13 protein-coding genes and 1 pseudogene are annotated in these 11,505 nt (G+C 56.6%); 9 read left to right on the top strand and 5 right to left on the bottom strand.

From position 1 onward, the window contains the following. Positions 1-59: 59 nt before the first annotated feature. The 3 genes from RUA4292_RS21705 to ychF form a co-directional block, all read right to left on the bottom strand. A complete protein-coding gene (locus tag RUA4292_RS21705) occupies positions 60-941 on the bottom strand; it encodes a LysR family transcriptional regulator (protein WP_058279483.1) in 882 nt (293 codons plus the stop codon). A 127-nt stretch (positions 942-1,068) separates the two neighbouring features. Then, the gene (locus tag RUA4292_RS25430) at positions 1,069-1,302 is read right to left on the bottom strand and encodes a hypothetical protein (protein ID WP_233493518.1); all 234 of its coding nucleotides are present in this window, start codon (positions 1,300-1,302) and stop codon (positions 1,069-1,071) included. Positions 1,303-1,491: 189 nt separating this feature from the next. Beyond that, complete coding sequence (ychF, locus tag RUA4292_RS21695; RefSeq protein WP_058279541.1) at positions 1,492-2,589, bottom strand: redox-regulated ATPase YchF; 1,098 nt, start codon at positions 2,587-2,589, stop codon at positions 1,492-1,494. Positions 2,590-2,788: 199 nt separating this feature from the next. Here ychF and RUA4292_RS25425 point away from each other — a divergent pair, with 199 nt between their 5' ends. From RUA4292_RS25425 to hmuQ, 9 genes and pseudogenes are all read left to right on the top strand, one after another. Next, complete coding sequence (locus RUA4292_RS25425) at positions 2,789-3,037, top strand: hypothetical protein (RefSeq protein WP_233493517.1); 249 nt, start codon at positions 2,789-2,791, stop codon at positions 3,035-3,037. Positions 3,038-3,061: 24 nt separating this feature from the next. Next, positions 3,062-3,274, top strand: a pseudogene (locus RUA4292_RS25420) (acyloxyacyl hydrolase); the annotation flags it as partial. Positions 3,275-3,353: 79 nt separating this feature from the next. Beyond that, positions 3,354-4,145 (top strand): tryptophan synthase subunit alpha, encoded by a 792-nt coding sequence (gene trpA / locus RUA4292_RS21685; RefSeq protein WP_058279481.1) that lies wholly within the window; start codon positions 3,354-3,356, stop codon positions 4,143-4,145. A gap of 153 nt (positions 4,146-4,298) precedes the next feature. Further along, positions 4,299-5,465, top strand: a complete 1,167-nt coding sequence (locus tag RUA4292_RS21680; RefSeq protein ID WP_058279480.1) for an alpha-hydroxy acid oxidase — start codon at positions 4,299-4,301, stop codon at positions 5,463-5,465. A gap of 269 nt (positions 5,466-5,734) precedes the next feature. Further along, positions 5,735-6,391: a 50S ribosomal protein L25/general stress protein Ctc gene (locus RUA4292_RS21675; RefSeq protein ID WP_058279479.1), complete on the top strand. Its 657-nt coding sequence runs from the start codon at positions 5,735-5,737 to the stop codon at positions 6,389-6,391. Positions 6,392-6,647: 256 nt separating this feature from the next. Next, on the top strand, positions 6,648-7,328 hold the full coding sequence (gene pth / locus RUA4292_RS21670; protein ID WP_058279478.1) for an aminoacyl-tRNA hydrolase: 681 nt from the start codon (positions 6,648-6,650) through the stop codon (positions 7,326-7,328). Between the two features lie 82 nt (positions 7,329-7,410). Then, positions 7,411-8,574 (top strand): serine hydrolase domain-containing protein, encoded by a 1,164-nt coding sequence (locus RUA4292_RS21665; protein ID WP_058279477.1) that lies wholly within the window; start codon positions 7,411-7,413, stop codon positions 8,572-8,574. 9 nt (positions 8,575-8,583) lie between these two features. Next, a complete protein-coding gene (locus RUA4292_RS21660) occupies positions 8,584-8,961 on the top strand; it encodes a DUF2237 family protein (protein WP_058279476.1) in 378 nt (125 codons plus the stop codon). 85 nt (positions 8,962-9,046) lie between these two features. After that, positions 9,047-9,367, top strand: coding sequence for a heme-degrading protein HmuQ (gene hmuQ / locus RUA4292_RS21655; protein ID WP_058279475.1), 321 nt, complete (start codon positions 9,047-9,049; stop codon positions 9,365-9,367). On the opposite strand, the gene RUA4292_RS21650 is transcribed toward hmuQ, so the two are convergent. Further along, positions 9,358-9,948, bottom strand: a complete 591-nt coding sequence (locus RUA4292_RS21650) for a class I SAM-dependent methyltransferase (RefSeq protein WP_233493515.1) — start codon at positions 9,946-9,948, stop codon at positions 9,358-9,360. The two genes, hmuQ and RUA4292_RS21650, sit on opposite strands and share 10 nt — an antisense overlap. A gap of 121 nt (positions 9,949-10,069) precedes the next feature. After that, complete coding sequence (trpB, locus tag RUA4292_RS21645) at positions 10,070-11,317, bottom strand: tryptophan synthase subunit beta (RefSeq protein ID WP_058279474.1); 1,248 nt, start codon at positions 11,315-11,317, stop codon at positions 10,070-10,072. Positions 11,318-11,505 lie beyond the last annotated feature (188 nt).

Below are 11,505 nucleotides of genomic sequence, written 5' to 3'. Positions count from 1 at the left end.
CTCATCAGAATAGCATATCGTCAAATCGCTTATCGCTATCGCACGATAACGACACCTTATCACCGTAAAGACGTCACCACAGCGCGCAAAGCCCCAACCGTCGGCAATTCCGGGTCTCGGCTTAAGGTGGCCAGACAAATCGGTTTACTTACAACAGGATCGACCAGAGGCAGCACTTTCGTACCCTTAAGATCGCCCAGCGCCCTAACCAGAACGCGGGGGACAACGGTGGCTGCCAGCCCTTCACGCGCCATGACCATTGAGGCGGTAAAGCCACTGGTTTCTGCGACTACTTGGGGATGGAGCCCCTGCTCAGCGAAGATGCGGTCCAGAATACGACGGTTCTGCATCTGCGGCTCAAGCAGGCTGAGTGGAAACTCGGCGACCTGTGTCCATGGTATCGGCCCGATTTCTGCGGTCATATGTGACGGGATCAATAGCACGTAAGTCTCTTCGTACAACGGCTGCACCTGCCGCAAGTCGGTGCCAATACTGTCGCCATAAGTGATCCCCGCATCCAGACTACCCTCATCCAACCGGTGCTGAATGGACGAGGCCGACATGGTTTCGATCCGTGTGACAACGCGCGGATGCGCCTGATGCAGCCGCTTGATCAGCCGTCCGGTGAAGGCAATCGCGGTTGGGATTACGCCGAGTTTGAGTGTCCCGGTAATCTCACCCTTCGAGGCCAGAACCTGCTGTTCCAGCGCCTTTGTGTCATCCAGAATGCGCCGCGCGCGCTGGACGATCATCTCGCCTTCTTCAGTCAGGCCCTGAAACCTATTGGCGCGGCGTACGATTGAGACTCCCAGCCGGTCCTCGAGGTTCCGAATGCGCATGGAAAACGCTGGCTGAGAAATCCCGCATTCTTCTGCCGCCTTGGCAAAATGACGATGCCGCGCCAAGGCGCTAAGCAATTGCAGGTCGCGGATTTCGATCATTTGGAGTTTTCTCGGATGGCATGTTGCAAATTACACTATCGAGGTTTGGGCCAAAGAGAAAAGCGTGAGTATGTGGAGGGCGCACGGTCAGCGTACACTTATTCAACCGGAGTTCTGAGCCTGCTGTTCAGGGAAAAGGCGACCCGCCTTGCAAGCATTTCAACCGGCTTGAGACTTGATCCTCTTTCAAAAGCGCCATTCTTTTGCGCCCAAATATCAGACCCAAACAGATGAAGTACCATCGAAAGAACCATGGGGCGACGATCGCCAATCCACCAACCCCCAGAACCGTTGAGGCTATTGCGCCAATCACGCCAGCGTTCTCAAGTAGCCAGACGCAGAAAATACCAATAGGGATCATGGGTAAAAAGAACCAAACCCATAACGTTCCAAATGTAAAAAAGCCCACAACAGGCACTTTCTTCGCAACTTTCAGTGCCCAAGCTTCATGGCGTGTGAAACGCAACTTCAGAGAGTGGGCCATCCTTCCAACAAGAGTGGAACAGTGAAGCGCAGTCTCATCAATCTCTGTCATGAAGTCGAGGTATCCTCAGGTGTTGAACAAGAAGTGCATCACATCGCCGTCTTTGACGATATAGCCCTTACCTTCGGCCCGCATCTTACCCGCCTCTTTCGCGCCCTGTTCGCCATTCGCAGCGATGTAGTCGTCATAGGCGATCGTCTCAGCGCGAATGAAACCTTTTTCGAAATCGCCATGGATCACACCAGCGGCCTGTGGCGCAGCGGTGCCGGTTCGGATGGTCCAGGCGCGGGCCTCTTTCGGGCCGACTGTGAAATAGGTTTCCAGCTTGAGCAGGTCATAGCCGGCACGGATTAGACGGTCGAGGCCTGGCTCTTCCAGACCCATTTCCTCCAGGAACATCTGCGCCTCGTCTTCTTCCAGCAGACTAATCTCTTCTTCGATCTTGGCGCTGATGATGACGTGGGAATTGCCCTGGGTTGCGGCCATTTCAGCCACGCGGGCGGAATATTCGTTACCCTCGGCGGCTTCTTCCTCGGACACGTTGCAGACATAGAGAACCGGTTTCGTGGTCAGTAGCTGCAGCATCGTCCATGCCTTGGCGTCTTCGTCAGAGACTTCGACCAGACGCGCGGGTTTGCCGTCTTCCAGCATCGCCTGCGCTTGGGCCAGCAAACGTTCCTGCTGCTGCGCCTCTTTGTCATTGCCTTTCAGCTTTCGCACCAGATTGGCGCGGCGCTTTTCGATGCTTTCCAGATCGGCCAACATCAACTCGGTCTCGATGGTGTCGGCATCGGCCACAGGATCGACGCGGCCGTCCACGTGGGTCACATCGCCATCTTCGAAACAGCGCAGCACGTGGGCGATGGCGTCGGTTTCACGGATGTTGGCCAGAAACTGGTTGCCCAGCCCCTCACCTTTCGAAGCACCCTTCACCAGACCGGCAATATCCACAAACGTAATGCGCGTCGGAATGATTTGCTTGGAGCTTGCGATGGTGGCCAGTTTGTCCAGCCGGTCGTCAGGGACGGCCACATCGCCCACATTGGGTTCGATCGTGCAGAACGGGAAATTCGCCGCCTGCGCAGCTGCGGTTTTGGTCAGCGCATTGAAGAGGGTCGACTTACCCACATTCGGCAGACCCACGATTCCCATTTTAAAGCCCATGACGGCCTCCTGCATAGCATTCGAGCGCAGCTTCTATGCAGGTCGGGCACAATGCGCAAGCCAGCGGGCGCATTAGGTACGCAGGGGCGTTTTGACAACACAATTGATTGTCACGGCTTTGTGCGCTTGCTCACATTGAAATGAGAGCAATAGAATCACCAGTCAGCAATTTAGAAAAAATTGAATTGTGAATGCTGACATGAGATCTTTCGTTCTTGCCCTTGGGGTTCTTTTCGCCGCGACATCCGCACACACGCAATCAGTTGTCTTCAGTGCTGGATACGCAGATTTTTCCGAAAGTGACGCTAAAGACCAGGCCGCCTTTTCGGTCGAACACCATCACCGCCCTTTCTACGAGGCTACACGCCTGTCCGCGACATGGGGCGGTGCGCTGACCGTGGACGAAGCCGGTGACGTCCATGTGGGTGCTGGCCTGATCGGTACATAAACTTTCGCTGAACGCTGGTTCGTAGAGGGCAGCGTCATGCCCGGCTATTTCTCTAAATCAGAGGAACTGAACGACCTGGGTGGCAGTTTCCAAATCCGCAGCCTGTTGGGCGTCGGTTATACGCTGAACAGCGGCAACAAAGTCTCGGTGGCGATTACGCATAAATCCAATGCAAGCACGCAACAGGAAAATCCGGGCGTCAATTCGGTGCTGCTGCGATACCACCTTGCGTTCTAGGGGCTGCGCTGCGAACCGGGATTGATTTCCTCTCAAAGTTTCTGCACATCAGGTCTGAACCTGATTGCAAGGACAGCTTATGACACGTATCGACGCCAAGTTCGCCGCTCTGAAAGAACAGGGAAAGAAGGCGTTCGTCGCCTACATCATGGCCGGAGACCCGGATTTCGAGACCTCTCTTGAGATCGTAAAGGGCCTGCCCGGCGCAGGTGTCGATGTCATCGAACTGGGCCTGCCCTTTACCGATCCGATGGCAGACGGCCCGACGATCCAGGCCGCCGGTCAACGGGCACTGGACAGCGGCATGACTTTGCAGCGGACTTTGGATCTGGCCCGAGCGTTCCGCGAGACCGACGACACCACTCCGATTGTGCTGATGGGCTACTACAATCCGATCTACAGCCGCGGTGTCGACAAATTTCTTGCAGATGCCAAAGAGGTCGGAATTGATGGGCTGATCGTCGTCGACCTGCCACCAGAAGAAGATGAAGAGCTGTGCCTGCCCGCACAAGCTGCAGGTCTGAACTTTATCCGTCTGGCCACGCCAACCACCGATGACAAGCGCTTGCCCCGCGTTCTGCAGAACACATCGGGCTTTGTGTATTACGTATCGATCACCGGCATTACGGGTGCGGCCGAAGCCCAAGCCACAAATGTTGGCCCCGAGGTCGCCCGCATCAAGTCCGCAACCGATTTACCAGTGATCGTCGGGTTCGGAATCAATACACCTGAAAAATCACAGGCAATCGCAACTGTTGCTGATGGTGCTGTGGTTGGCTCTGCTATCGTCAGCCAGATCGCTGCGGGCAAGCCCACCGGCGAAGTTTTGGATTTCGTGAAATCTCTGGCTGACGGCGCCCACTCGGCCTGAGCGAGGTCTGATCAAATTTCAACGCGATCGGCCCTGTCCGACCGCGTTTTTTGTTGCCCCGGGAAACGCGGCGTTGCCTCGCAACGTCCCAGCGTTGCGACGGCCTCAAATGGTTGGTAACAAACATCACCAATACTGCGAAGGCCGAACCTCATGCCCGTCATTACCAATATCGACGACCTGAAACGTATCTACGAACGCCGCGTGCCGCGCATGTTTTTCGACTATGCCGAAAGCGGTAGCTGGACCGAACAGACCTTCCGCGACAACAGCTCGGATTTCGAAGATATCAGGCTGCGCCAGCGGGTCGCCGTGGACATGGACGGGCGCTCGACTGCATCGCAGATGATCGGGCAGGATGTTGCGATGCCGGTGGCTCTGGCCCCAGTGGGCCTGACAGGCATGCAGCACGCGGACGGTGAGATGAAGGCCGCAAAGGCTGCCGAGGAATTCGGCGTGCCCTTCACCCTATCGACCATGTCGATCAATTCGATCGAGGATGTCGCAGGGCATACAAGCAAACCTTTTTGGTTTCAGCTTTATGCAATGAAGGATCAGGATTACGTCGGTCGCCTGATCCAGCGCGCCAAGGATGCCAATTGTTCGGCATTGGTGATCACCCTGGACCTGCAAATTCTGGGGCAGCGTCACAAAGATCTGAAAAATGGCTTGTCCGCGCCTCCGAAACTGACCGCCAAGACAATCGCAAACCTCATGACTAAATGGGCTTGGGGGATAGAAATGCTAGGCGCACATCGGCGCGAATTTGGCAATATCGTTGGTCATGCCGAAGGCGTTTCTGACGCCTCATCGCTGGGCGCGTGGACGGCCGAGCAATTCGACCCCAGCCTCGATTGGAAAAAGGTCGAAAAGCTGATGGAACAATGGGGCGGCAAGGTGATCCTGAAAGGCATTCTGGATGCCGAAGACGCGAAGATGGCGGCTAAGCTGGGCGCAGAGGCCATCGTTGTTTCAAACCACGGCGGGCGACAGTTGGACGGGGCGCTCAGTTCGATCCGCGTTTTGCCTGAAATCATGGACGCAGTTGGTGATGACGTCGAAGTCCATCTGGACAGCGGCATCCGATCCGGGCAGGACGTTCTCAAAGCGCTGGCACTTGGGGCCAAGGGCACTTACATCGGTCGCGCTTTTGTCTATGGGCTGGGTGCGATGGGCCAACAAGGTGTCACGACTGCGCTGGATATCATCCACAAAGAACTGGATACCACGATGGCCCTGTGCGGCGAGCGGAATGTGAGCAGTCTGGGTCGTCACAACCTGCTGATCCCCGAGGGTTTCGGCGGCCGATGGCAAGCCTGATCTCTCAAAACCTTTCAGCAAGCCATGTTAAAAAGGGCTCTACGCCCACCGCAGCAAACTGCGAATCCCCCGGGATATTTTTTTTGCCAGTTGAAGCAGGGGATCCGCTCTTCATCTGGCCCCAAATATCCCGGAGCACGAGGCAGAGCCTCGCAAAGTATGAAGACCGCTAAAAACCCCTTTCCAAACCTGACAATTCAAGCTAAGGACGCGGCTTCACGCGGGCATACAGCCTTGGAGGATGCCCGCCCTAACATTGGAGAATTATCATGGCTGGAGAGATTCCTGATCTCGTAGCTCTGGAACGGACGGGGACAGGCAAGGGCGCCGCTCGTCAGGCACGCCGCGACGGCATGGTTCCGGGCATCGTATTTGGCGGCGACAAAGAACCGCTGCCGATTCAGATCCCGTTCAACGAACTGTTCAAGCGCCTGAAAGCTGGCCGGTTTAAGTCGACCCTGTGGAACCTGAAGGTTGAAGGCCAAGAAGACGTCCGCGTCATCTGCCGCGACGTTCAGCGTGACGTCGTCAAAGACCTGCCGACCCACCTGGATCTGATGCGCCTGCGTCGCACCACCAAGATCGCGCTGTTCATCCCGGTTGAGTTCATCAACGAGGAAGAAGCACCCGGCATCAAAAAGGGCGGCGTTTTGACGGTTGTCCGTCCGGAAGTCGAACTGCTGTGCACCGCAGGTGATATTCCTGAGAAGATCACTGTTGACGTGACCGGCATGAACATCAACGACGTTGCCACCATTTCGTCGGTCGACCTGCCGGAAGGCACCAAGCCGACCATCGATCGTGACTTCGTGATCGCAAACATCTCGGCACCGACCGGTCTGGTAACGGATGATGACGAAGAGGGTGAAGAGGGCGAAGTGGCCGTAGACGAAGTTGAAGTCGTCGGTCAGGAAGCCGAAGAATAAGTTCAGGTTTCTGTACCTTGAATTTGAAACGGGGTTCCTCTGGAGCCCCGTTTTTTTGTGGAATGCGGATCTTCGCACTTGCTTGCCGCCGGCTCCGTCATTCGCTCAGGCAGGTTGAAATCACGGCCCCTACTGGCCAGGCGCGCCTCACTTGCTACTGTTAGCGACAGGCAATGGCAGACGAAGTCTCACTGGAATTCCAATCCAATTCGGGGCATGAGGAAACAAGTCGTACAATGACGCGCGGGGCAGAACCATGAAACTTTTTGTCGGACTGGGCAATCCAGGGCAGAAATATGCCCGGAACCGGCACAATATCGGTTTTATGGCATTGGACAAGATTGCCGGCGATCACGGTTTCGGCCCGTGGAAATCAAAGTTTCAGGCAGAAATCGCCGAAGGGCGGTTGGGCTCGGAAAAGGTGCTGCTGATCAAGCCACAAACCTTCATGAACCGCTCGGGTCAATCCGTGGGTGAGGCTATGCGCTTTTACAAGCTGGACTCAACCGATGTGACTGTTTTTCACGACGAGCTGGATCTTGCGCCCGGTAAGGTGCGTGCAAAAGCAGGTGGAGGTCACGCCGGGCATAACGGTCTGCGGTCGATCCATGACCATATCAGCCCGGCCTATGATCGAGTTCGTCTGGGCATTGGGCATCCGGGCCGCAAAGAACTGGTCTCGCCTTATGTCCTGAGTGACTTTGCCAAGGCAGATTCGGATTGGCTGGAAGACGTCTTGCGGGGGGTTTCCGACGGTGCCGGTCATTTGGCAGATGGCGATGGTGGCAAATTCATGAACGCGGTCGCATTGCGCACCGCACCGCCACGGTCATCAAAAACCGCTGCGGCCTCCTCGAAATCGGTCGCTGCAGCTACGCCTGAACCCGAGGCGGACACCAGGTCCGCCATGCAAAAACTGATGGACAAGTTCAAGTAAGACCAACGATGTTGCCGCTACGTCTCAATTGCGAACTGCGCCAGTCCGCGCTCCAATACACACCAAAAGCGGGAGGTAACATATGCGAACCCTGATGAAATGGGTGCTGCGCATCGTTTTGATGTTGGTGCTGGCAGCGGTGGTCGTTGGCGTTTGGAAGCGCGAAGAGATTCAGCGCCTGATGGCCGTGAACTCTCTGTTTTCCGAAGAAAAGATCATTCACAATTTCTCTCACATGGATGACGCCTTCCTGACTGTCGACCTGCCAAGGGGGGAAGGTGCGACATTCGAACTGCCCTACGGCCCCGGTTTTGACCTGCCCGAGGGCACGGACAAATGGGTCGAAGACCGGGCCGTAACCTCTTTGCTGGTGATGCAGGACGGGCAGATCAGGTTCGAAGAATACTATTTGGGGACCGCCCCCGAGGATCGCCGGATATCCTGGTCGGTCGCCAAAAGCTATCTGTCCGCCCTGTTCGGCATCCTGATGGCCGAAGGCGCTATCGACTCGCTGGACGATCCGGTGGTCAAATACGCCCCGAAACTGCAGGGCACCGCCTATGACGGCGCAACGATCCGCAATGTTCTGAACATGGCCAGCGGTGTGACTTTCGACGAGGATTATCTGGACTACAGTTCCGACATCAACCGAATGGGTCGCGTCGTCGCCCTGGGTGGAGAGCTGGATGACTTTACCGCCTCGCTGAACGAAACGTTCGTCGAGCCCGGCGAGACATGGCAATATGTCTCGATCGACACCCACGTTATCGGCATGATTGTTCGCGGTGCGACGGACCGGTCTGTGGCTGACTTGCTGACCGAAAAGATCATTGAACCTCTGGGCCTTGAACGCGACGGCTACTATGTCACCGACGGCGCTGGCGTGGCTTTCGTCTTGGGCGGGCTGAACTTCACCACTCGCGACTTTGCCCGGTTTGGACAGATGATCCTGCAAAACGGCGAGCATAATGGCCAGCAGATCGTGCCCGCCGAGTGGATTGCGGAATCCGTTTTTCCGAGCGCCCCGACCGAAGCCGGAGAGATCGGGTATGGCTACCAGTGGTGGATCCCCGTCGGCGCGCATGAAGGTGAGTTTCTGGCCCGTGGCGTTTATGGTCAGTACATCTATTTCGACCAACCGCGCGGTGTTGTTATCGTTTCAACCGGGGCTGATCGCAGTTTCCGTGACGATGGCATCAACGAAACAAACATAGAAATGTTCCGCACAATCGCCCAAAGCCTGTAAGGTGTGCCCATGCAAAAACTGGACAGCATAAACGTTCTGGGGGGCGTTCTTGCCCCCTGCTCCCGCGATCCACAGACCGGGTTTTTTCGGGACGGGGCCTGTAACACCTGCGCCGAAGATCAGGGCAGTCACACGGTCTGCGCGGTCATGACGGCCGAGTTTCTGGCCTATTCCAAGTATGTCGGCAATGACCTGAGCACACCGCGCCCCGAGTTCGATTTTCCCGGTCTCAAGCCCGGCGACAACTGGTGCCTGTGTGCCGGGAGGTTCCTGCAGGCCCATGACGAAGGCTGCGCGCCCAAAGTTGATCTGGAGGCCACGCATCAGCAGGCGCTGGACATTGTCCCCATTGGAATCTTACGGGAAAATGCCGTCGAACCTGATTGACCTCAGGCGCAAAAAGACATCAAAGAAACCCGCCAGCCGACACTTTGTTTAGCAAGCGCGAAACCGTCAAAAAACGAGGTAGGGTATGAGCTTTATCGCCATGAACCGCTTCAAAGTCCGTTTGGGCAGCGAAGCCGATTTCGAATCCGTTTGGAAAGACCGCGAAAGCCGGTTGAAAGAACTGCAAGGATTTCAGGAGTTCCGCCTTCTGAAAGGCCCCGAGGGCGACGGGTATCGGCTGTATTCCAGTCATGTGATCTGGGAAAATCGCAGCGATTTCGAGGCCTGGACCAAATCCCAACAATTCCGGGACGCGCACAAAAACGCTGGCAACGGCAAGACGCAGTCGGCTCTGATCGGACCACCTCAGTTCGAGGGATTCGAAACGGTTTTACATCAGAACTGATCAATCCATGTGCCAACACCGGATTGATGTTTATACGGCGCGCGCCAGATAGCCGCGCGATGTGCGCGAGGGCGGGCCAGTTGGAAAACTGTGCTCGGCCTCCAACACCCACCCCGCTTCCTTAAGCATCTTGGCCACCTGTTGCGTTCTGTACGACCGGTGACGCCACTGAAGCCAGATAATCGCGTGCACCAGTGTGGTTTGCTGACGACCAGCCACAGCTTTGCCGCTGGCGCGGCCTGCCTGCGCATGTGGCGCAGGGCATCGGTAGGGTTATGGCAATGTTCAAGGACATGGGCTGCCAGAACGCAATCAAAAGGCTGGGCTGGTGGAAAATCCTCCAACCGGGATCGCGCGGTATGGGTTGTAACGCCTCTTAGGGCCAGCGCACCCTCCGCCTGATTCAGCATTTTCCCGGACGGCTCGAGCAGTGTGACCTTACCTTCGGGTTGAATGACCGCGCGTGCCTCGGCAAAAGCGCCTGTCCCGCACCCCACATCCAGCCCGTTCCGGCCTAGATCATCTACTGAACCGATCGACAGAAACCCCAGATAGGCATCAAAATACCCAAGCAGACGCATCTTATCCGCCCAGCCGGGGGCCGGGGATCGTATTTTTGAGCGAGTTTATCTGAACTGGACGCGTCCTGCATACCACGCAGCGTGGCATGAAAGACCCGGGACGCAAAGCCCCGGATAATTGTTAGCCAGCCGTACGACCTTCGGTGTCGGACATATCAAAGTTCAGGTACTTGGCGACCGTCTGTACGTCCTTGTCCCCGCGACCGCACATGTTCATGCAGATCAGGTGATCCTTGGGCAGTTCGGGCGCAATCTTCATGATATGCGCCAACGCGTGGCTGGGCTCCAACGCCGGGATGATACCTTCGGTTGCACAGCACAGCTGGAACGCTTCCAGCGCCTCTTTATCGGTGATCGAGACATAGTTCGCGCGACCGATATCATTCAGCCAAGAATGCTCGGGGCCAATACCAGGGTAATCCAGGCCGGCGGAAATCGAATAGCCTTCGAGGATCTGGCCGTCATCATCCTGCAGCAGGTAGGTACGGTTTCCGTGCAGCACACCCGGACGACCACCGGTCAGCGAGGCGCAATGTTCCATCTTTTCATTCACGCCTTTACCGCCCGCCTCAACACCGATGATGTTGACGCTCTTGTCGTCAAGGAACGGATAGAACAGGCCCATCGCATTCGACCCACCGCCGATGGCGGCGATGAGCGTGTCGGGCAAACGGCCTTCGGCCTTTTGCATCTGTTCCTTGGCTTCCTTGCCGATGATCGACTGGAAATCACGCACCATCGCCGGATACGGGTGCGGGCCCGCCACGGTACCGATGCAATAGAACGTATCACGTACATTGGTCACCCAGTCACGCAGCGCGTCGTTCATCGCGTCCTTCAGCGTGCCTCGTCCGGAAGTAACCGGAATTACCTCGGCACCAAGCAGGCGCATACGGAACACGTTGGGCGCTTGACGCTGCACATCGTGCGCCCCCATATAGACAACACATTTCAGGCCGAACTTGGCGCAGACGGTGGCAGTTGCCACACCGTGCTGCCCTGCCCCGGTTTCCGCGATGATCCGCGTCTTGCCCATGCGCCGCGCAAGAATGATCTGGCCCAGAACATTGTTAATCTTGTGCGCGCCGGTGTGGTTCAATTCGTCGCGTTTCAGATAGATTTTCGCGCCACCCAGATGCTCGGTCAGGCGTTCCGCGTAATACAGTGGCGAGGGGCGACCCACATAGTTCGCCCACAGATCTTCCATCTCGGCCCAGAAGGTCGGATCATCTTTGGCCTTTTCATATTCCTCTTCCAGCGACAGAATCAGCGGCATCAGCGTTTCGCTGACAAACCGCCCGCCGAAGATGCCAAACCGGCCCTGTTCGTCGGGACCGGACATGAAGGAATTGAAAAGATCGTTGGCCATGGGTGTCTCCCTCGTCGTACCCGTTGTTCATAGGAGGTGCTGCCAGGTTTTGCCATGGCAAAACGTATCATTTCGCGGGCCTGTATCGATGCTTCCAGATCCGCAGGGCCTGTTCTTCGGTCGGCACCGCGATGCATGAGAAATGATGGATCATGCGTGATGGACAACCGGTTCGATGCCTCAAGAAC

It is taken from the genome of Ruegeria atlantica (genome assembly GCF_001458195.1).
Classification (GTDB): Bacteria; Pseudomonadota; Alphaproteobacteria; order Rhodobacterales; family Rhodobacteraceae; genus Ruegeria; species Ruegeria atlantica.
This window is presented reverse-complemented; position numbering and strand designations above follow the sequence as displayed.

Excerpts from the sequence above, each read along its gene's own strand:
- RUA4292_RS21705 (WP_058279483.1), bottom strand. The coding sequence starts at position 941 with ATGATCGAAATCCGCGACCTGCAATTGCTTAGCGCCTTGGCGCGGCAT.
- RUA4292_RS25430 (WP_233493518.1), bottom strand. The coding sequence starts at position 1,302 with ATGATCCCTATTGGTATTTTCTGCGTCTGGCTACTTGAGAACGCTGGC.
- ychF (WP_058279541.1), bottom strand. The coding sequence starts at position 2,589 with ATGGGCTTTAAAATGGGAATCGTGGGTCTGCCGAATGTGGGTAAGTCG.
- RUA4292_RS25425 (WP_233493517.1), top strand. The coding sequence starts at position 2,789 with ATGAGATCTTTCGTTCTTGCCCTTGGGGTTCTTTTCGCCGCGACATCC.
- trpA (WP_058279481.1), top strand. The coding sequence starts at position 3,354 with ATGACACGTATCGACGCCAAGTTCGCCGCTCTGAAAGAACAGGGAAAG.
- RUA4292_RS21680 (WP_058279480.1), top strand. The coding sequence starts at position 4,299 with ATGCCCGTCATTACCAATATCGACGACCTGAAACGTATCTACGAACGC.
- RUA4292_RS21675 (WP_058279479.1), top strand. The coding sequence starts at position 5,735 with ATGGCTGGAGAGATTCCTGATCTCGTAGCTCTGGAACGGACGGGGACA.
- pth (WP_058279478.1), top strand. The coding sequence starts at position 6,648 with ATGAAACTTTTTGTCGGACTGGGCAATCCAGGGCAGAAATATGCCCGG.
- RUA4292_RS21665 (WP_058279477.1), top strand. The coding sequence starts at position 7,411 with ATGCGAACCCTGATGAAATGGGTGCTGCGCATCGTTTTGATGTTGGTG.
- RUA4292_RS21660 (WP_058279476.1), top strand. The coding sequence starts at position 8,584 with ATGCAAAAACTGGACAGCATAAACGTTCTGGGGGGCGTTCTTGCCCCC.
- hmuQ (WP_058279475.1), top strand. The coding sequence starts at position 9,047 with ATGAGCTTTATCGCCATGAACCGCTTCAAAGTCCGTTTGGGCAGCGAA.
- RUA4292_RS21650 (WP_233493515.1), bottom strand. The coding sequence starts at position 9,948 with ATGCGTCTGCTTGGGTATTTTGATGCCTATCTGGGGTTTCTGTCGATC.
- trpB (WP_058279474.1), bottom strand. The coding sequence starts at position 11,317 with ATGGCCAACGATCTTTTCAATTCCTTCATGTCCGGTCCCGACGAACAG.